This is a genomic window from Streptosporangium sp. NPDC002721 (assembly GCF_042888905.1).
In the GTDB taxonomy this organism is placed as follows: Bacteria; Actinomycetota; Actinomycetes; order Streptosporangiales; family Streptosporangiaceae; genus Streptosporangium.
The window spans coordinates 153,674-179,488 of sequence record NZ_JBIAQI010000006.1; the positions used below are offsets into that span (position 1 = coordinate 153,674).

Here is a 25,815-nt window from a genome sequence, read left to right on the forward strand (position 1 = left end):
GCGGACCTCCGGCCGTTCAGCCGGAGAGGGCGTCCCCGGAGTCGCCTGAGGCGGGCGGGGCGAGGACGGGAGCCCGGCCGTCCGGAGGCACGGGTGGGCCGGCGCGCTCGGCGGCCCTGGCCACGTTGCGCAGCATCGGCCCGAAGATCAGGCTGTGGAAGGGCGCGATCGACCACCAGTAGAGGTGCCCGGCCAGGCCGCGCGGGTGGAAGATCGCCCGCTGGCCGTAGACGGTCTCGCCCCGGTACGTGAGCACCCGCATCTCCAGCCAGGCCAGGCCGGGCAGGCGCATCTCCGCGCGCAGCCGCAGCAGGCGGCCGGGCTCGACCTCCTCGACCCGCCAGAAGTCGACCGAGTCGCCCACCCAGAGCCGCTTGGGGTCGCGGCGCCCCCTGCGCAGGCCCACGCCGCCGACCAGGCGGTCCATGAGGCCGCGCAGGCTCCAGGCCAGCGGCAGGGAGTACCAGCCCGCCTCGCCGCCGACGGCCTCGACGACCGCCCACAGGGCCTCCGGCGCGGCGTCGACCCGGCGGGCCCGCGCGTCGATGTACAGGCTGCCGCCCGCCCAGCCGGGGTCGGTGGGCAGCGGGTCGCTCGGCGCGCCGGGGGTGGAGGCCGAGGACCAGCGGGAGATGACCTTCGCCTCCTTGATGCGCTGGAGGGCGAGCTCGACCGCCCGTCTCAGCCCGACCAGGCCGCCGGGCGGGTCCTCGACGTAGCGGGCGATGTCGTGCTCGTCGCACACGGCCTCGTTGCGCAGCGACTCCACCAGCGGGCGGGCCAGGCTCGCCGGGACCGGGGTGACCAGCCCCACCCAGTGGCTCGACAGGCCGGGGCTGAGCACCGGGACCGGGATGATCAACCGGCGGGGCAGCCCGGCGACGTCGGCGTAGACCCGCATCATGTCGGCGTAGGTGAGCACGTCCGGGCCGCCGATGTCGAAGGAGCGGTTCACCTCCTCCTCGACGGAGGCCCAGGCCACCAGATAGCGCAGCACGTCGCGGATCGCGATGGGCTGCGTCCTGGTGCCGACCCAGCGCGGCGTCGTCATCACGGGCAGCCGCTCGGTGAGGTAGCGCAGCATCTCGAAGGAGGCCGAGCCGGACCCGATGATGACCGCCGCCCGCAGCACCACCGCGGGCGTCGAGGAGCGCAGGAAGATCTCCCCCACCTCGACACGGGAGCTCATGTGCGGCGAGAGCTTCCCACCCGGCACTGCCCTGCCGGAGGACTCACCCGGACCGAGACCACCGGAGCCCGAACGCTTCTCGCCTTGCACGGGCCTACCGGAGGACCCACCCGGGACCGGACCACCGGAGCCCGAACGCTCCCCGCCCGGGACCGGACCGCCGGAGTCCGGACGCCCCTTCCCCGGGACGGGACCGCCGGGGTGCGAGTGCCTCTCCTCCGGGACGAGGCCGCCGAGGTAGACGACGCGGCGGACCCCCGCGCGGTCGCACGCGGCGGCGAAGGTGGTGGCCGCCTCGCGGTCGGCGGCGGCGAAGTCGCTCCCGCCGCCCATCGTGTGGATGAGGTAGTAGACCACCTCGATGCCCTCAAGGGCCCTGGCCGCCTGCTCGGCGTCGGACGCGTCGGCCTGGGCGACCTCGACCCGGGAGGCCCACGGCTGGTCGCGCAGGCGACCGGCCGACCTCACCATGCAGCGGACCTCGTGTCCCGCCTCCAGCAGCTCGGGAACGAGCCGCCCCCCGATGTATCCGGCCGCGCCGGTCACGAGACATCTCATTCACACATTTTCGTACGGCACCGCTCAGCGGTTGCCCCCGGGCGGCGTCATGGACCCACGGCCCCCGGCTTCAGGCCCTCGTCGCCGGATCGCCGTCCGCCGACTCACAGCCTCCGCTGGAAGTCCTCGCGCATCCCCAGGAGGATCTCGCGGGTGCGCGTGACCGGCTCGGCCTCGATGCACAGGCGCTCCATGACCTCCAGGTAGCTGTCGACGTCGTCGCGCTTCTCCAGGTAGACGGCGCTGGTGAGCTGCTCCATGTAGACGACGTCGGGCAGGTCGGGCTGGGAGAACCGCAGGATGCTGAAGGGCCCTCCGGCCGCGGCGTGGCCGCCGACGCTGAAGGGGACGATCTGGACGGTCACGTTGGGCAGCTCGATGGCCCGCAGGATGTGGTCGATCTGGTCGCACATCGCCTGGACCCCGCCGAGCGGGCGGCGCAGCACGGCCTCGTCCAGCACGGCCCACAGGTGGGGCGGCTCCGGGCGGCGCAGCAGCCGCTGGCGCGCCATGCGCAGCTTCACCCTGCGGTCCAGCTCCTCGCGGGAGGCCGAGGGGAAGCCCAGCTGGATGACGGCCCGCGCGTAGCCCTCGCTCTGCAGCAGGCCGGGCACGAACTGCACCTCGTAGTTGCGGATGCCGGTGGCCGACTCCTCCAGGCCCACGTACGTCTCGAACCAGGAGGGCAGCACGTCGTTGTAGTTGTGCCACCAGCCGGTGAGGTTGGCCTTCTCGACGAGGGACAGCAGCGGCTCGCGCTCGTCGTCGCCGGTCACCCCGTACAGGGTGAGCAGGTCGGCCACGTCCCTGATGCGAAAGCTGACCCTGCCGAGCTCCATGCGGCTGATCTTGGAGTGCGAGGCGCGGATGGAGTGCCCGGCCTCCTCCAGCGTGATGCCCCGCTGCTCGCGCAGGCGGCGGAGCTGCGCGCCGAGGACGATCCGCAGCACGGTGGAACTGCCGCGCGGCGCGACCATGGAGGTCGGGCCGGCCGGCCGGTCGTCGGCGTTGGGTGTGATCATCTACAGTCCTTCGGGCGCGGAACGCGAGCCTTTGCGCACTCTTTGTGGCGATCGCGAGCCTTCACGGTACTCCGCTCGCCGTGTCCAGGCCAGAGAGAACTTTATTTTTCAATCACGCCCTAATTCCTCAGACGATCAGGTCGTCGAACTCCCCGCCCTTCACCCCGCGGACGAAGTCGTCGGCCTCGCGGCGGGTGTAGATCAGTGCGGGCCCCTCGGGATCGCGGGAGTTTCGCATCGCGACCCTGCCGTCGGGGAGCTCCGCGAGTTCCACGCAGTTGCCGCTGGGGTTGCTGAAGTGGCTCTTGCGCCATACGACGCCACCCATCAGGGCGGCCGGCATGCCGCTGTACAGCTGGTTCATCCTCGCCTCTCAACGGTCGGGGAGGGAGACAACACTCCGAGCATAGAGCTTTTTGTGCAGATGCACGTGCATCTGTACTTGCCTATGCACATTACGGAAGGCAAGATGACTAGACGGATCAACCTCGCCATACGATCGCCCCCCTCCCCAAGGTCGCCGATGACTGGTTACCAAAGACACGAAGCCACACCCATCCGAGCTGAGATCGGAGGGTGGGAACGGTGGTTGTCGATGCTTGATCACCTACTCCCCCCGAGCGGCCTGCCCCCATGGGCCGGCGAGAGCCACGCGGGCCAGTTGCAGATGGCCGTGCGCAGCCTCCGCCACGACCCTTGCGCGGCACGGACCGCCCGCGAGTTCACCACCAGGTCCCTGAGGGCCTGGGCACTGGAACCGCTGATCGACGACACCGGCGTCGTGGTCTCCGAACTCGTGACCAACGCCCTGCGCCACGGCACCCGCGGCGTCCTGCATCCCCGTTCCTTTCCCGAGGTCAAGGTGATCCTCTGCCACACCGAACGCTCGGTGCTGTGCGCGGTCACCGACCCCAGCGACCAGGGCCCCTGCCTGCGCGAGCCCGACTACGAGGCGGAGAACGGCCGGGGGCTCCTGATGGTCGACGGCGTCAGCGAGACGTGGGGCTGGGCCCCACTGGAGAGCCGCGGCAAGGCGGTGTGGGCGGCCTTCGCCCTGCCCTCCGCCGGGGAACGCCACCTGGAGGCCTGCCACTGACGAGACGGCACGCGAACACCGGCCACCGACGGCACCGGGAGGACCCGTTCCGGCGACCCGGCCCGCCACCGGCGAGGGACACGCGGAGCAGGGCACGGACGGCCGAGTACCCGAAAAGTGACATGAGCAGAAGGAGGATCTGACAGGAAATCCATCACAGTGTGGGCGGAAGGTCGATATTGTCCGCTGGAACCGCACGTCTAGACGGAGGGCATCATGGCGTCGCCGCACCCTGAGCGCGTCAGGTTCGATCCCACGATCCCGAACGCGGGCCGGATAACCGACTACTTCCTCGGCGGCAAGGACAACTTCGCCACCGACCGCGCCGCCGCGCAGGCGGCACTCTCGATCGCCCCCGAGCTCCCCGCCATGTCGCGGGAGGGGCGCAGGTTCCTCGGCCGCGCCGTGCGGTTCCTCGTGGAGACCGGCATCCGGCAGTTCGTCGACATCGGCTGCGGCCTGCCGACCCAGGGCAGCGTGCACCAGGTCCTGCGTGGCATCGCCCCCGACGCGCGTGTCGTCTACGTCGACAACGACCCGATGGTCGTCGTCCACGCCCAGGCCCTCCTGAAGGAGAACAACCCGGCCACGGTCATCGAGGCGGACATCCGCGACCCGGAGCGGCTCCTGGCGCATCCCGGCCTCACCGGCACGATCGACCTCGACGAGCCCGTGGCGATCCTGCTGTTCTCGGTCCTGGCGGACCTCTCCGACGACGTGCAGGTCATGCAGATCATGGCCGCCCTGCAGAAGGCCGTCGCGCCGGGCAGCCATCTGGCCCTCTCCCACGCGGTCTCGGACCTGTGCCCGGAGAGGACGGCCAGGCTCGCCGCCCTCTTCCAGGACAGCGGGTCGATCACCGGTCCCCGCCGGGCGAACCTGCGGACCAGGGCCGAGGTCGAACTCCTGTTCGACGGGTTGAGACCGGTCGAGCCGGGCGTCGTCTACGTCCCGGAGTGGCGCCCGGAGGGCGCGGTGCCGCACCGGCCGGACTCCGTCTGGGTCGTCGGCGGAGTGGCCCGCAAGGAATAGGCTTTCTTGAGAAATAACCACGTTTTTCATGAATCAACTGCGCCTTGATACCTGTTCACACCTTCCGCGGTTCTTTAGTGTCACAGGCAACAAAGGAGTCGGCACATGAGCGATGAGTCCCGGCGGCCGGGGGCGGGCCTGGACACCAGCGTGCCCAACATCGCCAGGATGAACAATTACTTCCTGGGCGGTAAGGACAACTTCGCCGCCGACCGCAAGGCGGCCGAGGAAGTGCTGGCCATCGCGCCCGAGGTCAGGGCCATGACCCACGAGGCCCAGGCGTTCCTGGGCCGGATCGTGCGCTATCTCGTCGAGGCGGGCATGACCCAGTTCGTCGTCATCGGCTCCGGGCTGCCCAACCAGCGCAACGTCCACCAGGTGGCCCAGGAGATCGCTCCCGACACGCGCGTGGTCTACGTCTCCAACGACCCGGTGGTGCTCTCCCACGCCCGCGCCATGCTGGCCACCAACCCGTACACCGGCGTCGTCGAGGGTGACGTCATGCATCCGGGCGAGCTGCTCACCGACCCGGAACTGCTGCGCCTGGTCGACCTGGACGTGCCGGTGGCCGTGCTCATCCTGTCGGCCCTGCAGTTCATCCCCGACGAGGACGATCCGCACAAGTGCGTGGCCATCCTTCGCGACGCGGTGCCGGTCGGCAGCCACTTCGCCATCGGTCATGTCGTCTTCGACACCCGCCCCGAGGCCCAGGGCCCGGTGGTCAAGATCTTCCAGCGGGTCCTCGGCCGTGGCGAGGACGCCTCGCGGCGGAGCGAGCAGGTGCTGCGCTTCTTCGACGGGCTGGAGCTGGTCGATCCCGGCCTGGTCTACGTACGCCACTGGCACCCCGACAACCCGCTCGCCGCGCAGGGCCGCGACAGGACGTGGACGATGGGCGGGGTGGCCCGCAAGTCCGGGAACTGACCCGGCTCCGGCCGCGCGGCCCGATCCGCCCGGCCGCGCGGGCCGCTCCCGGCCCTCACACGGACCGCTTTCGGCCCCCGCGCGGGCCGCTCCCGGCCCGCCTAGCCCACGGCCAGGAGGTCGTCGCGCTCGACGGCCTCCAGGGAGAGCGTCTTGTAGCCGACCTCGTCGAACAGCACGGTGATCCGGTCGCTCTCCCGGCTCATCACCATCCCCGGCCCCCAGGCGCTGTGGCGCACCTTGGCGTGCATCGCGAAGGGCCCCTCCTCTCCCGCTCCCGCCCCCGTCACGGCCTCCGGCTCGTCGGGGAGACCGGCGCGGCAGGTGTCGCAGGCCCCGCAGCCGCGCTCGCGCGGCTCGCCGAAGTACTCGAGCAGGAAGCGGCGGCGGCAGCCCGTGGTCTCGGCGTACGCGCGCATCATGTCGATCCGGGAGTCGTCGATGCGGCGCCGGGTCTCGTCCAGTTCGACGGCGCGCGCCGTGGCCGCCTCGGGGTCGGGCCCCTTCGGCACCCCGCGCAGGTCGCCCTTCCCGGTGACCTCGATCGCGTCCGCCCGTTCCAGGAGGTTGACCGCCCGGGTGAGCCGGGTGGCGCCGACGCCGAGCAGGGTTCGCAGCTCCCCCGCCGGTACGGTGCCGCCGTGCTCGTGCACCAGCGTGGCGACCCGCAGCAGGAGCTCCTCGTCGGCGCGCCCCCCGGCGAAGAACCTGCGCAGCCCGAGGTCCTCGGAACGGTAGAACAGCACCGCGGCGGCGGGCTCGCCGTCCCGCCCGGCACGGCCGATCTCCTGGTAGTAGGAGTCGGGCGACTCCGGCGGGGCGGCGTGCAGCACGAACCGCACGTCCGGCTTGTCGATGCCCATGCCGAACGCCGAGGTCGCGACCACGACGTCCAGCTCGTCGTCGCGGAACATCTCGTGGATCCTGTGGCGCTCGGCCGCCTTCATCCCCGCGTGGTACGGCTCGGCCCTGCGACCGGCCTCGCGCAGCGCGGTGGCGTACTCCTCGGCGGCGCGGCGGGTGGCGACGTAGACCAGCCCGAGCCCGGAGCGGGACGCCGCGTCCTCCACCAGCGCCCGCCTCAGGTCCTCCTGGGTGACGAAGCGGCGCACCTCCAGGTCGATGTTGGGCCGGTCGAAGCCCCGCACGATCTGGCGGACGTTCCTCAGGCCGAGGGCGGCGACGATCTCCTCGCGCACCACGGGGGCGGCCGTGGCGGTCAGCGCCACCACCGGCGGATGCCCCAGCCGCTCGATGACCTGGCCCAGCCTCAGGTAGTCGGGCCGGAAGTCGTGACCCCACGCCGACACGCAGTGCGCCTCGTCCACGGCGACCAGCGAGGGACGCGCGGCGCGCAGCCGCTCGACCGTCTCCGGTTTGGCGAGCTGCTCGGGTGAGAGGAACACGAACTCGGCCTTGCCCGCGCGTACGGCCTCCAGGGACGCCTCGCCGCCGGACTGGGCGGAGTTGACCGCGACCGCCCCGCCCGCGTCGGCCTCGCTCAGCCCGGCGACCTGGTCGCGCTGGAGGGCGATGAGCGGTGAGACGACGATCGTGGGCCCGTCGAGCAGCAGGGCCGGCACCTGGTAGACGGCCGACTTGCCGCTGCCGGTGGGCATCACCACGAGCGCGTCGCCCCCGCCCAGCAGGTGGCGCATGGCGTCGAGCTGCCCGGGCCGCAGGTCGCGCCAGCCGAAGACCTTGCGGGCCACCGCCCGCAGCCTCCGCGCCCTCGGCCCGAACCTGTCCTTGATGTTCATGCCCTCCGCCTTCCAACCGTGTGACGCCCGCCCAGTTACCCGTGGATCAGGGCACTAGTCGCGCGACATCCCCTTGATCGCCGAACGACGCGAAACGGTTATCGGCGAGCGGCGGGCGCGGACGCGAGAGGTGCCCGGCTAGCGCGGCTGCCAGCGGCCGATCTTCTTGGAGACGAGGGTGGCGCCGACGCGCTCGTAGAAGCGCTGCGCGGCCACGTTCGCCTCGGCCACCTCCCAGCGGATCACCCTGCCCTCGGCGGCCTCCGCGACGGCCCGCATCAGCAGCTCTCCCACGCCGTTGCCTCGTTCGGCGCCGGTCACGTAAAGGTCGTCCAGGGCGAGGTAGTCCTCACCGGACCAGAAGCCGACGCGCGACAGCCAGGAGACGTAGCCGACGGCCGTGCCGTCCCGTTCGGCGAGCAGATAGGTGATCTCCGGGCGGGCGAGCATCCGCTTCAGGTCGTCGACGCTCACCGTGACGCCCTCGGCCTGGTTCTGGTGCTCGGCCAGCCCGTGGATGAGGCCGCGCACGGTGGGGGCGTCATCGGGCGTGGCGCGACGGATGTCCATCACAGTGGTCCTTCCGGAGGGAGGTTCGGGGAGGGGGTGGGGGGTGTGCGTCGTGCTTCCGGACCGGTCGCCACCCGCCCGCCGGGCGGGTGGCCCCGGTCGCGCCCGTCGCCCGCCGGTGCGGACGGGACGGTACCGAGGTCAGGTATCGACACGAACGGAGGGAACCATACCCCGGCTAGGTATACATGAGACAGACGGATCCGGCGGGAGGAAAGCGTTCGGGGGTGGGGTCAGCCGTGTTCGGCGTGCCGGCCGTGGTCGGCGACCTGCGCGTCGAACCACGCGTGCAACGCCGTGACCAGGGACGCGTCAGAGGTGGCGTAGGTGATCCGGGCACCCGCGGGCAGTTCGGCGTAGCGGATGTCGATACGACCGTGGCCCCGTTCGAGGTCGCGCAGGCCCGGCATCTCACCGCCGTGGATGGAGGCGGGGTCGCCGTAGTCGCCCTCGCCGAAGCTCGCGGCCTCGGCGGTCAGGTGCTCGCGGATCAGCCTGACCTGCCCGGCGTCGGCGGGGTCGTCGGAGGTGACCGTCTGCACGCCGCCGGTGGCGGACTCGGCGAAGTGGTGCGTGGTGCGCTCCAGGTCGAACGGCATCACCTGCCGGCTCCTGGCCGCGATCTCGGCCTGCCGGGCGGCCGACGCCCGCTGCCCGTCGCGGCCGACGAGCACGTACGCCGCCGTGGCGGCGACGACGAGCGCGAGCACCGCGACGAGCGCCTGGACACGCCGGTTACTGGGTTTCATCCATGGCCTCCGTGAGTATGGTCAGGGCGCGCAGCACGTCGGCACGCTCGCCCTCGGGGACACGCTCCAGAACGGCGGAGAACCGCGCGGCCCTGGCCTCGGCCAGCCGGGCCGCGGCCTTCACCCCGTCCGGGGTGAGCCGGACCAGCACGCCGCGCCCGTCGCCGGGCGCCGGGGTACGCTCGGCCCAGCCCCGGTTGATGAGCTGCGTGACCAGCCGGCTGGTGGAGCTTTTCTCCAGCCGGAGCCGATGCGCCAGATCGCTCTGCCGCAGCGCGCCGTCCCTGCCCAGCTCGCCCAGCGCGTGAGCCTCCGACACCGGGACGGGCTGCCCGCACGGGGTCCGGTCGGGCTGGTGAAGACCGAAGGCCCGCACGAAGCGGGCCACGGCCTCCTGGAGTTCGCGATCATCCGCCATGGTTCGACCATACAACCAGATAGTTGCATCGCACGACCAGATGACCGGCGGGGCGAGCGCGCCGCCGTACGGCGAACCCCGTGACGCGGCGCCGGAGGTGTCACCGTCCGCTCGGCCGGATCCGCCGGTCGGGTCCCTCGCCTGGACCCTTCGGCCGGCCCCTTCGGCCGGCCCCTTCGGTCGGATCCCTCGGTCGGGTCCCTCGGTCAGGTCCCTCGGTCGGGTCCCTCGGTCGGATCCCTCGGTCGGATCCCTCGGTCGGGCCCCTCGGTCGGGTCCTCACTTAGACCCTTCGGCCGAATCCTCCGGCCGGAGCACGACCCGGCCGATCGGGCCACGACGGCTACCGGGAGCTCCAGGACCTTCTGAGCCTTCAGGATCCCCGGCACCATCGTGGCCGTCACGAGCGTCTCGTCACCCCGGCCGCCTCGGTCACTTCGGCGTGAGCACCGTGTCGATGAGGTAGACGACGGCGTTGGCGGTCTGGATGTTGCCGCAGACGACCTTGGCGCCGTTGACCGTGAACTCCTCGCCGGAGCCCGCGACGGTCAGCGGTCCTCCCTGCATCGTGGTCAGGTCGCCGCTCGTCAGGTCCTCCGGCGCCTTCTTGCCCTCGACGACGTGGTAGGTCAGGACCTTGGTCAGCTGCGCCTTGTCGGCCAGGAGCTTGTCGAGGGCGTCCTTCGGGATCTTGGCGAACGCGTCGTTGGTGGGCGCGAACACCGTGATGTCCTTGGCGGAGTTGAGCGTCTCCGTCAGGCCGGCCTGCTCGATCGCCTGGGCCAGCGTGGACAGGGCGGGGTTGGAGGCTGCCGCGGTGGCGACCGGCTGCGAGGCCATCTCGCTGAGGCTGCCCTCGCCGCTGGCGGGCAGGGACGCGCACCCGGGGCCGAACGGCTCCGTCGCCACGCCCGAGGGCTCGGGCGACATGCTGTCCGTGGGCGAGGCGCTGTCGGTCGGCAGAGCCGTGTCCGTCGGGATCGGTGTGGGAGAGAGGATGTGCGCGGAGCCCGCGGCCGCCTGCGCGGCGGGGACGGCGGTCAGGGCGAGCACGGTCAGGGCCGATGCCAGAAGAGACTTCTGCTTCACGGTTATCTCCTTGTTTGGGCGGATGAGCCATCCGGGGTCCGTCGGCGGGTTCCCGAGCCACTCATGTCCTGCATTGGAGATCAATTCCCTGATATTTGGTGCCAAATGCCCCATTAGACGACTCTTGACCACATATCTCCTGAGAAAGAGAGCTATTTTCCATTCGTCAGGGCGTTAATTCGGGCGTGCCACATCCCCCGTAGAGTGGGCATTATGAGCCCGAAGATCGCGACCAACGAGGTCGTCTCCCGTGACCGGCTTCTGGAATTCCTCCGTGACCGCCACCGCGCGATGGTCATCACGACGCGGCGCGACGGCAGGCCGCAGGCGTCCCCGGTGACCTGCGGGGTCGACGCCGAGGGCCGGATCGTGGTCTCCACCTACCCCGAGCGCGCCAAGACCTCCAACGCCCGCCGCGACCCCCGGGTCAGCGTCGTGGTCCTGTCGGACGACTTCGACGGCCCCTGGGTGCAGGTGGACGGCACCGCCGAGGTGCTCGACCTGCCTGAGGCCCTCGAACCGCTGGTCGACTACTACCGGTCGATCTCCGGCGAGCACCCCGACTGGGACGAGTACCGGGCGGCCATGACACGGCAGGGCAAGTCGCTGCTGCGCCTCACCCCCGAGCGCTGGGGCCCCATCGCCACCGGCGGCTTCCCCGCCCGGCTGGCCTGAGGATGGCCCGGCCGGCCTGAGGGACGTTCCCCCGGGTCAGGCGCCCAGGTCGGCCAGGACGGCCTCGGCCGCCCGGCGCCCCGAGACCAGGGCGCCCTGCTGCGAACCGGTGTCGCGATGGTCCCCGCACACGTAGCGGCCCGGCGCGAGGCGCACCGCGCGCCGCAGCCGGAACGGCGGCACCATCGCGGGCAGCGCCTCCTTCACGGCGTACGTCGCCAGATGCTCCCAGCCAGAGGTGTCGGTCCCGTAGATCTGCGACAGCCGCGCCCTGACCCGGGGCTCGTCCGCGCCGGAGAGGACCCCGAGCACCGACGTGGAGACCAGCGCGCGGCCCGGCGGGGCGTACTCGGGCGCGGCGTCGCTGATGACGAGGGTGTCGGTGATGTGGCCCTCCGCGTCGACGATCTGTGTGGGGTCGTCCATGGGCGAGCGGGAGGCCGCGTGGTAGAAGGTCGTCACCGAGCGCATCGCCGGGATCTCCAGCCCCGGGCAGAGCCGCGCGGCCGTGGCGGGGTCGGTGGCCACCACCACCGCGCGGGCCGGGATTGTCGCGCCCCCGGCCGTCTCCACCCCCTCCTCGGTCACGGCGGCGACCGGGGTGCCGAGCGCGAGCGCGCCCGGGGGGAGGCGGGCGGCGAGCTGCCGGGTGATCTCCCCCATCCCGAGGGCGGGCACCCCGACCGTCCCCCGGGCGAAGGCACGCCAGATGAGGTGGAAGAACCGGCTGGAGGTCTCCAGCTCCCGCTCCAGGAAGACGCCCGACAGGAACGGGCGGATCAGCTTCTCGACCATCCTCGGTGAGACGCCCCGGTGCCGCAGTTCCTCACGCGTGGTGCGCTCGCGCCCGGCGCGCAACCGGCTCACCGGCAGCAGGACGTCCCGCGCGGTCAGCGCCGCCAGGGCCGCCTTGTCGGCCGGTGAGCCCACGTCGGCCAGGAACCCGCTGAGCGCCTGGCCCGGATGGCGCCAGGGCAGCATGAACCGCTCCCGCCGCCCCCGCTCGAAGGAGATCAGGCCGGACGGGATCGGGCGCAGGTCCAGGGCTGCGACGTCGAGGACCCGCGCGGCCTCCGGGTAGGCGGTGTTGAACACCTGGAAGCCGTGGTCCAGCCGGAAGCCGTCCACGACGTCGGTGCGTACCCGGCCGCCCACCTCCTCCGCCGCCTCGACGACGCGGACCTCCACCCCCGCCGAGCGCAGCCGGAGCGCGCACGCGAGACCGGCGAGCCCCGCACCGACGATGACCACCGTGTCCGGCATGACGTGTCCCCCCCGAGTCGACGGCGGCACGGGATCCGCGGGCTCATGGGCGCCGCGGGTCCGTGGAGTGGTCTCCCCCGCACGGGGGATCCGCCATGCGTGTCTTCGAGCGGGCGGGTGCCGGGGGTTGCACCCGCCTTCTCGTCGTACGACCTGCTTCGTGCGGCCCGCTTCGTACGGCCCGCTTCGTACGGCCCGCTTCGTACGGCCCGCTTCGTACGGCCCGCTTCGTACGGCCCGCTTCGTACGGCCCGCTTCGCAGGACCCGCTTCGTAAGGCTTACCCCAGCTTCACGGTGATCTCTCCGCCGAGCCGGAAACCTCCGGTCAACTCCAGGTCGTCGCCGCTCCAGAACCGGCCGGGGTCGTACCAGTTGGGCCGCCGCCCGCCGGGCAGCAGCCCCATGGCCTCGTACGTGACCGCGACGACCTCGGCGCAGTAGGCGCTCTCCAGGGCGCTCTCCTCGGCGCCCCGCTTGAGGAGCTTGGGCACCCGCCCCTTCATCCAGCGGCCGGCCAGCCTGGCGGTCGACGGGAAGGGCGTGCCGTCCAGGCGGGCGATGGTGCGCAGGACGGCGTCCTCCATCTCGCGGGGGGTCTGCGGCTCCAGCTGCCGCAGCCAGCCGCGCTGGCCGTATCTGGTCGCCCAGACCGTGACCGCCTCACGCAGGTCGTGCAGCTGGACGCCGCGCTGGTGGGTTCCCGACCACAGGTCGGGCAGGGAACGGCCCAGCTCCGCGTGCCACATCAGGGGCGGCATGTCGTCGATGACGACCGACATGCCGACGTGGTTGACGGGGCTGTTCGTCATGGTCTGGATGGCTCGATCGGGCACCGTTCGACCGCGGAACAGCCACACGTCGCCGGTGCGGGTCAGGTTGACGGCCTCATCGAGGCTGATGCTCTTGCCGGACATTCCGCTAGCGTAGGCACATGCGATGGTGGAAGGTACTCGGTCTGGCAGGTGTGGCGGGCGTCGCGGCCACGGGGGTCGTGATCGCGCGGGCCGAGCGCCGGCGGCAGGCGTACACCCCCGACGAGATCCGCACCCGCCTGCGCGCCCGCCTGGAGGAGTCGCCGGGAGAGCCCGCCAGGCCGGAGTTGAAGATCGTCGGCCCCGGCGACCAGGCCCCCTAGCGACCAGGCCCCCTGGAGGCGACCGGCCCCCGGACCTCGACCTTCGTTTCCCCGGCCGGCGGCGGACCCGCCGCCGGCCGGGGTTCTCAGTCGAAACGGATCGCGGCCGGGTCCCATTCCTCGGGCAGCGGGGCGGGCACCCGGCAGGTGCTGGCGATGTCCACGAACTCGCCCCGCTCCGCGGACTCCGCGACGGCGATCATCGTGTCGAGGACGTGCAGGCCCAGCTCGCCGGTGGTCCGGTGCGGCCTTCCCTCGCGGACGGCCTGGGCCATGTCGAGCACGCCCAGGCCGCGACCGGCCTCGGTGCCCTTCGTGGGGACCGGCACCCACTCGTCGTCGGCGGCCCGGCGCAGCCGCACCTCGCCGCCGAAGGTGTTGGGATCGGGCACCTGCATGGTCGCCTCGGTGCCGGTGATCTCGACGAACCCGGTGCGGCGCAGCGGCGAGTCGAAGCTGAAGACCATCGTGGCGGCCTGTCCCGCGGCGAACTCCAGGAGCGCGCTCGTGTGGGTGGGCACCGCCACCGGGAAACGCTCCCCGGCCTTGGGGCCGGAGCCGACGACCCGCTCGTCCCTCGCCCTGCGGCCGACCGCGCCCACCCGCGTCGCCGGGCCGAACAGGGTCACCAGGGTCGTCAGGTAGTAGGGGCCCATGTCGAACAGCGGTCCGGCCCCCGGCTGGAAGAAGAACTCGGGGTTCGGATGCCAGGACTCGGGACCCGGCGTCTGGAACAGGACCAGGCCGGTGAGCGGGGTGCCGATCGCCCCCTCGGCGACGAGCCTGGCCGCGGTCTGCAGCCCGGCGCCCAGGAAGGTGTCGGGCGCGCTGCCCAGGAGCACCCCCGCCTCCGCAGCGGCCTCGACGAGCCGCGCGCCGGACTCCCTGTCGACGGTGAAGGGCTTCTCGTTGTAGACGTGCCGCCCGGCCCGGACCGCGGCGAGCGCCACCTCGGCGTGCGCGACGGGGACCGTGAGGTTGACCACCAGTTCCACGTCGGGGTGGGAGATCGCCTCCTCGGGCGAGGTCGCCACCGGCACGCCGTACCGCGCGGCGACCTCCCGGGCGCGCTCCGGGTCGAGGTCGGCGCACGCCACCACCCGCACGCCGGGGAAGGAGGTGAGGTTGCCCAGGTACTGGTGGCTGATGTTCCCGCAGCCGACGATCGCCACCCCGAGCGGGCCGGTCACGAGCTCACCCGCCCGTCGGCGGCGAGGCCGGTCAGGTAGGCGTGGCTGTCGGCCAGCGCCTGGAGCATGTCGGTGGCGCAGTGGTCGAGCTCCACGATCCGTACCGCGTCCGGCGCGGTGTTCAGCGCGTCCACGATGGGCACCCGGCCGGAGCCGACGGCGGTCATCGGGCCCTCCTGGGTGGCGGGGCCGTCCTTGACGTGCAGGTGGCTCACCCGCTCGCCGAGCCGGGTCAGCAGCCCCGAGGGGTCGACACCGCCGGTCGCCGCCCAGTAGAGGTCGACCTCCAGCAGGATCGAGGGGTCCAGCAGCTCCGCGAGCACCTCCAGCGCGGGACGTCCGTCCACCCGCTGCTCCAGCTCCCACCAGTGGTTGTGGTACCCCAGCCGCAGCCCGAGGTCGGCCGCCTCGCGGGCCGCCTCGCCGATGTTCCTGGCGGCCAGCTCGACCCCCTCCCGGTCGGCGAACCACTCGGCGGGGGCGGCGGGCACGATGACCGTCTCCGCGCCGACGGTGACCGCCCCGGCCAGCGCGGCCGCGCGCCGCTCGCCCAGGAGCGGGGCGTGCACGCTGCACACCGAGAGCCCCGCCTCCCGCAGGTCGTCGCGGAGACCCTCAGGATCGAGGTGCACGTCGTACGGCTCGACCGCGTCGTAGCCCATGTCGGCGACGCGGCGCAGCACGGCCCGGCGGTCGAGGGCCGCCTGTTCGCGTACGGAGTACAGCTGGACGGCGAGTGAGCTCATCGGTTCTCCTTAGCGTGGACACCCCCGCCTGCGGGCGGAGGAGAGAACGCGGCCCTCTACCCCGCGACGGGGAGGACCAGGGCGGCGGCGCCGTAGAGGCCGGCGTCGCGTTCCAGGGAGGTACGTTCGACGTTCAGGCCGCGCAGGAAGCCCAGGCCCGCCCGCTTGGCGACCGCCTGGCGCAGCGGGGCGAGCAGGGTCTCCCCTGCCCCGGAGACGCCGCCCCCGATGACGACGTCGTCGAGGTCGAAGAGCGCCGCCGTGCTGAGGATCGCCACGGCCAGCGCGTCGGCGGCCCGCTGGAAGGCCAGCTGGGCGACGGGGACCCCGCGCGCGGCGTCGGCCGAGAGCGCGCGGGCGTCCGGGTGCGCCCCGGGGGCGCTCCAGCCGTTCTCCAGCGCCCAGCGGACCATGCTCGGGCCGCTCGCGATCGTCTCCAGGCAGCCGATCGCCCCGCAGGGGCAGGGCCGCCCGTCGCGGTCCACGGAGATGTGCCCGATGTGCCCGGCGTTCCCGGTCGGTCCCACGTACGGCACCCCGTCGAGGACCAGGCCCCCGCCCACGCCGGTGGACACCACGATGCCCAGCAGGGCACGGGAGCGCTCGTGCCCGCCCCGCCACCACTCCCCCAGCGCCATGCACTGCGCGTCCCCCGCGAGCGCGACGGGAAGGCCGGGAAGGAGCTCGCTCACCGCGCCGACCAGCGGGAACTCACGCCAGGCGGGGATGTTGACCGGGCTGACCGTACCGGCGACGGCGTCGAGGGGGCCCGCGGAGCCGATGCCGACCCCGACCAGGTCTGCCAGATCTCCCGGGTCTCCGGCACCGGCCTCGCGGACGTGCCGGACGAGCGAGGCCAGCGTCGCCTCGGGGTCGGGGCCGACGGGCATCTCCGCCCTGCGTGCCACGGTCCCGTCCGGCCTGACCAGCGCCGCGGCGAACTTGGTGCCGCCGATGTCGATCGCGAGGGCGGTCATCGTCCGGCCTTTCCTGCGTGCCGGAGCCCGGAGGGACGGCAGGCGGCCACCGGGGCCACCACGCGGCTGTGCAAGGGGTTCCTCCGCTGATCGATGGCACAAAGGGTGCGCTACCCAAGTGACCGGGCAAACAGGCTGACGGTACGACGTCGATGACAACGTTGTCAACGGCCTGGGAGGAGTGCGATGCAACCGGTTTCCCCATGAGCCCCCATGAGTTGTGCAGGCTTATCCGATTTGGGGGCAGATACGGTTAGCTCAGGTGTGATGTGAGGAGACTGCGATGACGCACGAACACGCGGGCCAGCCCGCCAGGCCGTCCGATCTTGTCGACGTGGCCCGCCTGGTGACCTCCTACTACGCCCTGCATCCCGACCCGGGCGAGGTGGGCCAGCGCGTGGCGTTCGGGACCTCGGGGCACCGGGGCTCCTCGCTGAACGTCGCCTTCAACGAGGACCACATCCTCGCGACCAGCCAGGCCATCGTGGAGTACCGGGCGGCGCAGGGGGTCGACGGCCCGCTGTTCCTGGGGGCCGACAGCCACGCGCTGTCGGAACCGGCCCGGGTGTCGGCGCTGGAGGTCTTCGCGGCCAACGGCGTGACGGTCATGATCGACAGCCGGGACGGCTACACCCCGACCCCCGCGGTCTCCCACGCGATCCTGGCCCACAACCGGGAGCGCCCCTCGGGACGGGCCGACGGCGTGGTGGTGACCCCCTCGCACAACCCGCCCGGCGACGGCGGGTTCAAGTACAACCCGCCGCACGGCGGCCCGGCCGACACCGACGCCACCTCGTGGATCCAGGACCGGGCCAACGCGCTGATCGCCGGGGGCCTGAAGGAGGTCAGGCGGGTCCCGTACACCAGGGCGCTCGCCGCCGACACGACCGGCCGGTACGACTTCCTCGGCCGCTACGTGGACGACCTGCCCTCGGTGCTCGACCTCGACGCCGTCCGGGAGGCGGGGGTGCGCGTCGGCGCCGACCCGCTGGGCGGGGCGAGCGTCGCCTACTGGGGGGAGATCGCCGAGCGGCACCGGCTGGACCTGACGGTGATCAACCCGCTCACCGACCCGACGTGGCGCTTCATGACACTGGACTGGGACGGCAAGATCCGGATGGACTGCTCGTCGCCGTACGCGATGGCCTCGCTCATCGCCGGCCGCGACGCCTTCGACGTCTCCACCGGCAACGACGCCGACGCCGACCGGCACGGCGTCGTCACGCCCGACGGGGGGCTGATGAACCCCAACCACTACCTCGCCGTGGCGATCTCCTACCTCTACTCCCACCGGCCCGGCTGGCCCGCCGGCGCCGGGGTCGGCAAGACGCTGGTGAGCAGCGGCATGATCGACCGGGTCGCCGCCGACCTGGGCAGGCGGCTGATGGAGGTCCCCGTCGGGTTCAAGTGGTTCGTGCCGGGCCTGCTGGACGGCTCGCTGGGCTTCGGCGGCGAGGAGAGCGCCGGGGCGTCGTTCCTGCGGCGCGACGGCTCGGTGTGGACCACCGACAAGGACGGCCTGATCCTGGCGCTGCTCGCCTCGGAGATCATCGCGACCACGGGCCGCTCGCCGAGCGAGCACTACCGCGACCTGGTGTCCAGATTCGGCGACCCCGCCTACGCCCGCGTCGACGCCCCCGCGACCCGGGAGGAGAAGGCGGTGCTCGCCAAGCTCTCGGCCGAGCAGGTCACCGCGGACAGCCTCGCCGGCGAGGAGATCACCCAGGTGCTCACCTCGGCGCCCGGAAACGGCGCCGCCCTCGGCGGGCTCAAGGTCTCCACCGAGAGCGCCTGGTTCGCCGCCCGCCCCTCGGGCACCGAGGACGTGTACAAGATCTACGCCGAGTCCTTCAAGGGCCCCGAGCACCTGGCGCTGGTGCAGCAGGAGGCCCGCGACCTGGTCTCGGCGTCCCTGGGCTGAGTCCCTGGGCTGAGGGCACCGGCGCCGGCTCAGGTGAACATGCGCCAGGCGGCGGGCACGACCGTCCAGGTACGCCGGGTGATCCGGCCGGTCAGCTCGCCGTCGGCGTTCACCGGGACGGGGCCGCCCTCCACGGTCACCTCCCTGCCGCGAGTGGTGATCACGTCGCGCAGGTCGGGATGGGTTCCCTTGCGCAGCCGCAGGGCGTAGACGAACCTGTCCAGCGGGCCGGTGGTCAGCGAGACGACGACGTCGGCCATGCCGTCATCGGGCCTGGCCCGGGGGGCGAGCGGGGTGCCGCCGCCGATGGTGACGCCGTTGCCGACGCCCGCCATGAGCACCGGGCGCCCGTCACCGAGGGGGCGGCCGTCCACGGTGACGCGCAGCCGCCAGCCGGGGCTCCGCAGGCCCGCGAGCAGCGCCCCCGCCGCGTAGGCGAGCCGCCCGAGCACCGGCTTGAGCGGCGTGGCCTCCTCGGAGGCCTCGGCGCCGATGCCGAGGTGGACCATGTTGACGACGACCCCGCCCTCGTCGTCGACCAGGAGGTCGAGCGGCTGGGGCCGTCCGGCGAGCACGACGCGGGCCGCGACCGGCGGGTCCAGCGGGATGCCCAGGCCGCGGGCGAAGTCGTTGCCGGTCCCCAGCGGGACGAGTCCCACCGTGCGGGTGTCCAGCTCGCCGCGCCGGTGCAGGGTGGCGACCACCACGTGCAGCGTGCCGTCACCGCCCAGCACCACCACGTCCCTGCCGGGACAGGCGTCGAGCATCTCGTCCAGGTCCTTCTCCCCGGCGGGCGCCTCGATGACGTCGGCGTCGCCGCCGCGCAGCGTCTCGAGGGCGGCGGTCCTGGCCTCGTCGTCGGCGCTTCCCGCGCTCTCGTTGTAGATCGCCAGCAGCTCGGCCATGTCGTTCCTCCACGTGGTCGTCCCTACGGTCCCTGCCCCCGGGAGCGCCGATCACGCGGGTCCCTGCCCGCCCGCCACCGGCGCAGGGACACCCAGAGCCCGGTCCCGACGCCGATCAGCGCTGCCAGGACGTACACCACGCCGATCGTCGTGTCCGAGGTGTAGCCGTTCCCGGCCACCAGGATGGCCATGAGCAGCGCGGACAGCAGCCCCACCCCCGCGCCTCCCGCGAGGCCGAGCAGGACCGTCCTCAGGACGCGTACCAGGCCGCCCGCGCGCCGGGGCACCGGCGTCATGACGGTCATGATGCGGCTCACGACGAGGGCGGGGTCGTCGTCGACCCCGCCGGCGACGAGCTGGACGGTGACCCCGCCCCGCGCGGGCTCGCTCAGGCAGATCCAGTGGCGTTCCTCCAGGAAGACGGTGGCGCCTCCCGCGCCGGGAACGGTCAGCCACAGGAACGGCGTGCCGTCGGGGAACGTCCGCACGCCGTGGCCGGCCTTCGGGGCGTGTACGTCGAGCGCCGCGCCGAGAGCCCGCAGCGCCACCTCCTGGCCGGATCTCCCCACGGCCGCCTCCCTTCCTCGTCCCTCCGTGGCGCGCGACGCCCCGTCCTCCCCGTGATCTCCCCGTGTCTCCTCAGGCTCTCTTCGTGGCACACGACCTTCGTGGCACACGACGCGGCGGTCGCCTCCCGGCAGCCGAGGTGGGCGGGAGGCGATCGAGGTACCGGGGCCCGAAGGCCCCGGCGAGCGGTCAGGCGGATCTCACACGGCGGACCCGCGAAGGGAGCCGGCCCCGGCGAAGGAGGGGGAGCAGATCTCGTCCAGCACGCCGCGGAGCCGGTCGCGGTCCCCCTGGTCCGCGAGCCGGCCGGCCGCGTCGAACCGGTCCGGAGGCGTGGACACGGCCAGCTCCGCGCCGCACACCACCGCGCCGGCCGCGCCGAGGGCCCTGCGCAGCTGGATCTGCGTCCACATCCCCTCGTGGGCGCGCGGGCAGGCGGTCACCACGCCCACCGGCTTGCCCACCAGGACCGCGCCGCCGCGCGCGGACGCGATCCAGTCGAGCGTGTGTCCCAGCTGCGGCGGGAGCGCGCTGTGCGCCGGTGCGGTGATCAGCACGCCGTCCGCGGCGGAGAGGCGGTGCCACAGGTCGGCGACCGGACTCGGGAATTCGCCGTCCTCGAAGGGCGGCACCTGGTCCAGGCCCCGCCAGAGCTCGAAGTCCACCGTCGCGGGCAGTTCCCGTGCCGCCGCCTCCAGAAGCCTCCAGACGTACGCCCCCGGGCGAAGACTCCCCGCGATCCCAATGATCCTCATCACCGACCCCATCCCTGTCGCGGCATCGCGACGTTACGAGCGGAGGAGATCCCGCCTTCGGTCCCACGGTCGCGGCCGTCAGCGGGGCACTCCCCGAACTCACCGACAAGAACCGCTACTCGCCACCACCGTGACGCGGAGAGAGCGGTCCGCTCGCGGTACCGGCCGGGCCGCCCCGCTCACGAACCCCGGGGCGGCGACCACACCTCCGCGAACCGGCGCCGCGACGGCGGTGCCGGCGACCTCACTCCCCATCACATCCGGGGGCCTGCCCTCAGTGAGGGGTGACGAACATGATCAGACGTATCGTTCGCGAAAAAAGCGGCTATTTCTCTGTCAAGGGCGGCGAGGGCACCGGGGGAAGCGTCTCCTCCCGCGCTATGGAGCCCCGAGGCAGGTGCGGGGAGCCGCCCGGTCGCTGACCCGCTTGAGCTCGAAGAACGTCTCCTCGGTGGCGAGCACCTTGAACGCGTCCCAGAGCCGCCCGGCCCGCTCGCCGGTCGGGATCTCGCTGATGACGGGACCGAACTGCCCGGCGTGACCGTTCACCGAGATGGTCGGGACGCCGATCAGCGACTGGTTCCGCTCTCCCGCGGGCACCAGGGCGTGCGAGGCGTGGATCGCCTCGTCCCAGGTGCCGTCGGTCCGCGCGGCGAGCAGTTCGGCGGGCAGCCCGGCGTCGGCCAGCGCGGCGGCGATCACCGGTTCCAGGGCCTCCATCGCGGCCCGCCAGCTCGCGAGGCCGCCGTCCCGCGCCCGCGCCGTGTCGCGGGGCCGCCGGAACAGGCCGTCCTCGCCGTGGTAGCGGGTGCCGAGGGTGGTGTAGAGGTCACCGACGGCGGCGTCCCCCGCCGCCGCGCGCGCCGCCGCGAACACCCGCATGGTGCCCCGGCCGAGCTCGACGATCTCGCGGTACTCCTCGGACGTGTCCTGCTTCTCGTTGAGCACCGCCAGGCTCATCTCCCGCCAGTTGATCGTGATGGGGCGCACCTCGCGCACCTCCAGGATCCAGCGGGAGGTGATCCAGGCCCAGGGGCAGCCGGGATCGAACCAGAAGTCGACCAGATCCTCGCTCATGGAGTCCTCTTTCCTCGGGGTCCCTCAAGGATGGGACCTCAACCCCGCTCAAGGTCAAGACGACCGCTCCGCCGGTCTCACGGGGAGTTCCCGCCCTTACGAACACGTCCCGCACGGCCGCTCCACCGGTCCTGCGGGGAGTTCGCAGCCCTGGGAACACCTCCCGCACAGCCCGCTCCGTCGCCCCCGGTGAGCTCGGCGCCCTCACACGTGCTGGTCCCGCTCGGAGGACGGCCGGGGGAGCGGCAGGCGGGTGCCGGGGGCGAGCGCCCGCACGAGACGCGGCGCGAGGGCCGCCGCCTGGGCGCGGATCTCCGGGATCGCCGTCGTCTCGTACAGGCTTCCGCGCAGCAGGGGGCCCAGCGTGAAGATCCGGTCGTCGGGAGCCCCCTCGGCGTCCAGGACCGCGCCGCCGGGAGCGGCGTCCAGCCCGAGCCTCAGCCGGTCGGGCCGGACCACGCCGTCGGCGACGAGCCCGGCGAGGAGGGGGTCGCGGGTGATGTCGGCCCCGGGCCCGGTGGCGTTGACCAGCCAGCCGACGTCGAGCTCTCGGACGGCGCCGCCGGTGCTGTCGGTGCCGCCGTTGCCGCCGTTGCCGCCGTTGCCGTCAGCGCCGACGAGACCGCCGGTGCTGTCGGCGCTGTCGGCGCTGTCGGTGCCCACCTGGACGCGCAGCCCGGCGGGGCCGGGCGCGGCCCGGAGCAGCCGGCCGCGGAGCACCCGGAGGCGGCCGGTGGCCCGCAGGTCGGCGATCCTGGCGGCCGTGACGGGCGGGATCCGGTGGCGGTGGACCTCCCAGTAGCGGGCCGCCAGCCTCAGGAACCGCCGCTGGTCGTCCGCGGGGAGCCGGGTCCACAGCTCCTGGGCCCGGGGACGCAGGCCGTCGACCACGCCGTACCAGTCGCCCCCGTTGTCCCGTACGGCGAGGCGCACGGCCCGGAGCAGGTCGCCGACCCCCAGCGGTCCGTCCGGGATCGCCGTCGGGACCGGGGGCGGCACGGGCCGGGGATGCGTCCTCGGCAGCAGCGCGTGCCGCGACACCGCGTGGACCACGGTCCCCGGATGCGCCCGGGTCACGGTGACCGCCACGTCCACCATGGTCAGGCCGGTCCCCAGCACGAGCACCGGCGCGCCGTCGCGGATCCCGGCCAGCGCGTCCGGCGCCCACGGGTCGGCGACGTAGCCGGGACTCGCGGCGTCCACGACCGGCAGCCGGGCGGACTGGGAACGGTTGCCCAGGGCCAGGACGGCGGCCTCGGCGTCGACCCGGCCGCCGCCGGACAGGTGGACCCGCACCCCCCTGCCCCGGCCCCTGGTCAGGGCGGTCACCGTGCCCGTCACCTTGCGCACCACGCGGAGGGGCCACTCCTCGGCACCGGCCAGCAGGTCGCGGAGGTAGCGCCCGTACGTCCGTCTCGGCAGGTAGTCGGCGGCCGAGACGTCCAGCCCGTCGTCGAGGGCCCAGCGCAGGAAGTGGCCGGGGTCGTCGTCCAGCCCGCTCATCTTGTTCGCGCAGGCGTTGAGGAGGTGGTGCGGATCGGTGGTCGAGTACGCCTGTCCAAGCGCGTGCCGCCCGTACTGGTCGATCAGCACGACCTCCAGCGGCATGGCCCGCGCCCGCGCCTCGCGGAGCAGGTGGACCGCCGCCAGCGTGCCGCTCGCGCCGCCACCCACGACGACGACCGATGAGAATCCTGACACGCGCCCCAGCATAACCTACTATTCCTGTAGGGTATACCGGATAGCGATAGCGTGGATCGTTCCATTCACGATCTTGACGATCGCGGCCGGGCCGGACCCTCACCGCCCCGCCCATGCCGGTGTCCAGACCTCGCCGCCGGAGCGGCCGGGCCGCCCAGGGCCGAAGTGGTCGCGCAGCGCGGCGAGCGCGGGGTGCGGGTTGCCGCGGTACCAGGTCAGCGAGTGCGGGTAGACCGGCGTCGGGTCACGCACGGCGACGCGCCGCAGGCCGTGGCCCGCGGGCCAGACGAGGCGGGTCCGCTCGCCGACGAGGGTCGCCAGCGACCGGGAGCCGGCGACGGTGTCCAGCAGCGGCTCGGTGCCGAAGTCGGGGCCGGTGATCTCGATGGTGAGCCCGAACGCGGCGGCGAGGTCGTCGTAGAAGGCGCCCCACTCGGTCCCGGGAACGAGGCCGGGCATCCAGATCCGGTGCCCGGCGAGCTCGGCGGGCGTGACCGCGCGGGCGCCGGCGAGCGCGTGGTCCGGGCCGGTGAGGAGCTGGAGGGGTTCGTCGAAGACCCGGGCGGCCCCGACGTCGCCGGGCAGCCGCCGGCCGGGCATGGTGACGGCGCGGAAGGACGCGTCGACCGTTCCGGAGCGGACGGCGGCGATGGCCGCGTCCGCGTCGAAGAGGGTCACGACGTCGAGCTCCACCTCGGGGTTCGCGCGGTGGAAGTCGCCCAGCAGGCCCGCCGGGGCGAGCCTCCGGCCGATCACGTCGACGCGCAGCGCGCGGCGGCCCGGACGGACGGAGGCGATCGCCCGCTCCTCGGCCCGCAGGAGGTCGCGGGCGTGGGGCAGGAACGCCTGCCCGTCGACGGTGAGCCGGGTCCCGCGCGTGGTGCGCGTGAACAGCCGCACACCGAGGTTCCTCTCCAGCGTGGCGACGCGCTTGGAGACGGCCTGCTGGGTGATCGACAGCTCGTCGGCGGCGTCCTGGAACCGTCCCGCCTCCACGACGGTCACGAAGGTGCGCACGGCGTCGAGATCCACGCCGACGAGGGTAGCCGCACAACGTCCGGTTGTGCCCGCCGGTGGATCGGTTGTTTGATCTCGCCCTCCCCTCGTCGGTTGGATATCGGTCGCCGGCACGCGGTCGGCCGGGGCGACGGGAGGCGGGCCGGGGATGGCGGGCGGCAGGCGAGGGCTGGGGCGCCGGTTCGGGTGGCTGTGGGCGGCGTACGCGGTCAGCTCCTACGGCACGGGGTTCGGGCTGGGGGCGTTCTCCCTGATCGCGGTCCTGGTGCTGCACGCCGGACCGGCCCAGGTGGCGATGCTGTCCGCCGCGGGACTGGCGGTGGGGGCACTGATCGCGGTGCCGCTCGGACCGTGGGTGGAGTTCCACCGCAAGCGGCCGGTGATGGTGGCGATGGACCTGGTCAGGTTCGCGGCGTTGATGAGCGTCCCGGTCGCGTTCGCGCTCGGCCGGCTCGGCTTCGCCCAGCTGCTCGTCGTCGCCGTCGTCGTCGCCGCGGCCAAGATCGCCTTCAACGCGGCCGGTGGCGCGTACCTGAAGGCGCTCCTGCCGCCGCGGGACCTGCTGGTCGCCAACAGCCGGTTCGAGTCCACGACGTGGTCCGCGACCGTGGTCGGACCGCCGCTCGGCGGGGTCGCGATCGGGATGTTCGGCCCGGTGGCGACGGTGACGGCCGACGCGGTGAGCTACCTGCTGTCGGCGCTGGGCGTGCGCGCGATCGGCGGCGACGAGCCGCGCCCCGCGCGTGCCGGCACGAAGGGGTCGCGCGCGGGCGACCTGGTCGAAGGGTGGCGCCTCATCCTGGCCCACCGGACGCTGCGCCGGCTGTTCCTCAACACGATCCTGGTCAACGGCCTGATCATGGCGACCGAACCGCTGCTCGCCGTGCTCCTGCTCGGCCACCTCGGGTTCGCCCCCTGGCAGTACGGTCTCGCGTTCGCGCTCCCCTGTGTCGGCGGTCTCGTCGGGGCGCGGCTGGCGCGCCGGCTCGTGGCGCGGTTCGGGCAGCGCGAGGTGATGCTCGTCGTCGGGACGCTGCGCGCGTGCTGGCCCGTCGGGCTGGCGTTCGTCCAGCCCGGCGTCCCCGGGATCGTGCTCGTCATCGCCCTGCAGTTCGGGCTGGTGACCTGCTGCGGCATGTTCAACCCGGTGCTGGCCACCTACCGGCTCGACCACACCGACCCCGGCCGGGTCGCCCGCACGCTGTCCGCGTGGTCGGTCAGCGCCAGCCTCACCATCGCGGCCCTGACCGCCGTGTGGGGCCTGCTGGCCACCGCCACCGGCCCCCGCGTCGCGATCGCGATCGCCGGGGTCCTCCTCCTGGCCACCCCGCTGCTGCTCCCGCGCCGCGAGAACACGACGCAGGACGCGACACCGGACGCGACACCGGCGGCGGCCGGACGGTGAACGATCTCGCGGGCCCGCTCGCGGCACCACCGCCGGCCGGTCCGGGCCCCGCGCCCGCCGGGCGTCGTGGCGG

At 73.1% G+C, this 25,815-nt stretch carries 26 protein-coding genes; 7 read left to right on the forward strand and 19 right to left on the reverse strand.

What is annotated here, in order from left to right; genetic code table 11:
- Positions 1–16: 16 nt before the first annotated feature.
- From ACFYWM_RS09910 to ACFYWM_RS09920, 3 genes are all read right to left on the reverse strand, one after another.
- Entirely contained in the window at positions 17–1,747 is a 1,731-nt protein-coding gene (locus ACFYWM_RS09910; RefSeq protein ID WP_389911452.1) for an SDR family oxidoreductase, read from the reverse strand.
- Between the two features lie 104 nt (positions 1,748–1,851).
- Entirely contained in the window at positions 1,852–2,769 is a 918-nt protein-coding gene (locus ACFYWM_RS09915) for a helix-turn-helix domain-containing protein (RefSeq protein ID WP_389911455.1), read from the reverse strand.
- Between the two features lie 127 nt (positions 2,770–2,896).
- Positions 2,897–3,133 carry a DUF397 domain-containing protein gene (locus tag ACFYWM_RS09920; RefSeq protein WP_389911457.1) on the reverse strand — a complete coding sequence of 79 codons (237 nt, stop codon included), beginning with the start codon at positions 3,131–3,133 and terminating at the stop codon, positions 2,897–2,899.
- Between the two features lie 231 nt (positions 3,134–3,364).
- On the opposite strand from ACFYWM_RS09920, the gene ACFYWM_RS09925 reads away from it, so the two are divergent.
- The 3 genes from ACFYWM_RS09925 (at position 3,365) to ACFYWM_RS09935 (ending at position 5,821) form a co-directional block, all read left to right on the forward strand.
- Positions 3,365–3,865, forward strand: a complete 501-nt coding sequence (locus tag ACFYWM_RS09925) for an ATP-binding protein (protein WP_389911459.1) — start codon at positions 3,365–3,367, stop codon at positions 3,863–3,865.
- A gap of 216 nt (positions 3,866–4,081) precedes the next feature.
- Entirely contained in the window at positions 4,082–4,897 is an 816-nt protein-coding gene (locus ACFYWM_RS09930; RefSeq protein ID WP_389911462.1) for an SAM-dependent methyltransferase, read from the forward strand.
- 105 nt (positions 4,898–5,002) lie between these two features.
- The gene (locus ACFYWM_RS09935) at positions 5,003–5,821 is read left to right on the forward strand and encodes an SAM-dependent methyltransferase (RefSeq protein ID WP_389911465.1); all 819 of its coding nucleotides are present in this window, start codon (positions 5,003–5,005) and stop codon (positions 5,819–5,821) included.
- A 101-nt stretch (positions 5,822–5,922) separates the two neighbouring features.
- Here ACFYWM_RS09935 and ACFYWM_RS09940 read toward each other — a convergent pair whose 3' ends face one another.
- The 5 genes from ACFYWM_RS09940 to ACFYWM_RS09960 form a co-directional block, all read right to left on the reverse strand.
- A complete protein-coding gene (locus ACFYWM_RS09940) occupies positions 5,923–7,581 on the reverse strand; it encodes a RecQ family ATP-dependent DNA helicase (RefSeq protein WP_389911469.1) in 1,659 nt (552 codons plus the stop codon).
- Between the two features lie 138 nt (positions 7,582–7,719).
- Positions 7,720–8,151, reverse strand: a complete 432-nt coding sequence (locus ACFYWM_RS09945) for a GNAT family N-acetyltransferase (RefSeq protein WP_389911472.1) — start codon at positions 8,149–8,151, stop codon at positions 7,720–7,722.
- Positions 8,152–8,384: 233 nt separating this feature from the next.
- On the reverse strand, positions 8,385–8,900 hold the full coding sequence (locus ACFYWM_RS09950; protein WP_389911475.1) for a hypothetical protein: 516 nt from the start codon (positions 8,898–8,900) through the stop codon (positions 8,385–8,387).
- Complete coding sequence (locus ACFYWM_RS09955) at positions 8,887–9,318, reverse strand: MarR family winged helix-turn-helix transcriptional regulator (protein ID WP_389911478.1); 432 nt, start codon at positions 9,316–9,318, stop codon at positions 8,887–8,889. Before ACFYWM_RS09955 ends, ACFYWM_RS09950 begins: the two co-directional genes overlap by 14 nt.
- 432 nt (positions 9,319–9,750) lie before the next feature.
- A complete protein-coding gene (locus ACFYWM_RS09960) occupies positions 9,751–10,407 on the reverse strand; it encodes a fasciclin domain-containing protein (RefSeq protein ID WP_389911481.1) in 657 nt (218 codons plus the stop codon).
- Positions 10,408–10,620: 213 nt separating this feature from the next.
- Between ACFYWM_RS09960 and ACFYWM_RS09965 the strand changes: the two genes are divergently transcribed.
- Positions 10,621–11,082 carry a PPOX class F420-dependent oxidoreductase gene (locus ACFYWM_RS09965; protein ID WP_389911484.1) on the forward strand — a complete coding sequence of 154 codons (462 nt, stop codon included), beginning with the start codon at positions 10,621–10,623 and terminating at the stop codon, positions 11,080–11,082.
- A 36-nt stretch (positions 11,083–11,118) separates the two neighbouring features.
- Here the strand turns inward: ACFYWM_RS09965 and ACFYWM_RS09970 are convergent, their stop codons facing one another.
- Entirely contained in the window at positions 11,119–12,345 is a 1,227-nt protein-coding gene (locus ACFYWM_RS09970; RefSeq protein WP_389911487.1) for an NAD(P)/FAD-dependent oxidoreductase, read from the reverse strand.
- A 279-nt stretch (positions 12,346–12,624) separates the two neighbouring features.
- A complete protein-coding gene (locus ACFYWM_RS09975; RefSeq protein WP_389911491.1) occupies positions 12,625–13,260 on the reverse strand; it encodes a hypothetical protein in 636 nt (211 codons plus the stop codon).
- 17 nt (positions 13,261–13,277) lie between these two features.
- On the opposite strand from ACFYWM_RS09975, the gene ACFYWM_RS09980 reads away from it, so the two are divergent.
- The gene (locus tag ACFYWM_RS09980; RefSeq protein ID WP_389911493.1) at positions 13,278–13,481 is read left to right on the forward strand and encodes a hypothetical protein; all 204 of its coding nucleotides are present in this window, start codon (positions 13,278–13,280) and stop codon (positions 13,479–13,481) included.
- Positions 13,482–13,567: 86 nt separating this feature from the next.
- Here ACFYWM_RS09980 and ACFYWM_RS09985 read toward each other — a convergent pair whose 3' ends face one another.
- From ACFYWM_RS09985 to ACFYWM_RS09995, 3 genes are read right to left on the reverse strand one after another with little or no spacing between them, the layout of a single operon-like run.
- Complete coding sequence (locus tag ACFYWM_RS09985) at positions 13,568–14,671, reverse strand: Gfo/Idh/MocA family protein (protein WP_389911496.1); 1,104 nt, start codon at positions 14,669–14,671, stop codon at positions 13,568–13,570.
- On the reverse strand, positions 14,668–15,417 hold the full coding sequence (locus ACFYWM_RS09990) for a sugar phosphate isomerase/epimerase family protein (protein ID WP_389911499.1): 750 nt from the start codon (positions 15,415–15,417) through the stop codon (positions 14,668–14,670). The genes ACFYWM_RS09985 and ACFYWM_RS09990 overlap by 4 nt, the downstream gene beginning before the upstream one ends.
- A gap of 56 nt (positions 15,418–15,473) precedes the next feature.
- The gene (locus ACFYWM_RS09995) at positions 15,474–16,394 is read right to left on the reverse strand and encodes an ROK family protein (RefSeq protein WP_389911502.1); all 921 of its coding nucleotides are present in this window, start codon (positions 16,392–16,394) and stop codon (positions 15,474–15,476) included.
- A 283-nt stretch (positions 16,395–16,677) separates the two neighbouring features.
- Here ACFYWM_RS09995 and pgm point away from each other — a divergent pair, with 283 nt between their 5' ends.
- Entirely contained in the window at positions 16,678–18,315 is a 1,638-nt protein-coding gene (gene pgm, locus ACFYWM_RS10000) for a phosphoglucomutase (alpha-D-glucose-1,6-bisphosphate-dependent) (protein ID WP_389911505.1), read from the forward strand.
- Between the two features lie 29 nt (positions 18,316–18,344).
- Here the strand turns inward: pgm and ACFYWM_RS10005 are convergent, their stop codons facing one another.
- The 6 genes from ACFYWM_RS10005 to ACFYWM_RS10030 form a co-directional block, all read right to left on the reverse strand.
- Entirely contained in the window at positions 18,345–19,220 is an 876-nt protein-coding gene (locus ACFYWM_RS10005) for a diacylglycerol/lipid kinase family protein (RefSeq protein WP_389911507.1), read from the reverse strand.
- 23 nt (positions 19,221–19,243) lie between these two features.
- Positions 19,244–19,789 (reverse strand): hypothetical protein, encoded by a 546-nt coding sequence (locus ACFYWM_RS10010; RefSeq protein WP_389911511.1) that lies wholly within the window; start codon positions 19,787–19,789, stop codon positions 19,244–19,246.
- Positions 19,790–19,987: 198 nt separating this feature from the next.
- Entirely contained in the window at positions 19,988–20,542 is a 555-nt protein-coding gene (locus ACFYWM_RS10015; protein ID WP_389911515.1) for an NADPH-dependent FMN reductase, read from the reverse strand.
- A 378-nt stretch (positions 20,543–20,920) separates the two neighbouring features.
- A complete protein-coding gene (locus ACFYWM_RS10020) occupies positions 20,921–21,619 on the reverse strand; it encodes a disulfide bond formation protein DsbA (RefSeq protein WP_389911518.1) in 699 nt (232 codons plus the stop codon).
- A 204-nt stretch (positions 21,620–21,823) separates the two neighbouring features.
- Positions 21,824–23,320, reverse strand: coding sequence for an FAD/NAD(P)-binding protein (locus tag ACFYWM_RS10025; protein WP_389911521.1), 1,497 nt, complete (start codon positions 23,318–23,320; stop codon positions 21,824–21,826).
- Positions 23,321–23,419: 99 nt separating this feature from the next.
- On the reverse strand, positions 23,420–24,352 hold the full coding sequence (locus ACFYWM_RS10030) for a LysR family transcriptional regulator (protein ID WP_389911523.1): 933 nt from the start codon (positions 24,350–24,352) through the stop codon (positions 23,420–23,422).
- Positions 24,353–24,485: 133 nt separating this feature from the next.
- Between ACFYWM_RS10030 and ACFYWM_RS10035 the strand changes: the two genes are divergently transcribed.
- On the forward strand, positions 24,486–25,742 hold the full coding sequence (locus ACFYWM_RS10035; protein WP_389911526.1) for an MFS transporter: 1,257 nt from the start codon (positions 24,486–24,488) through the stop codon (positions 25,740–25,742).
- Positions 25,743–25,815 lie beyond the last annotated feature (73 nt).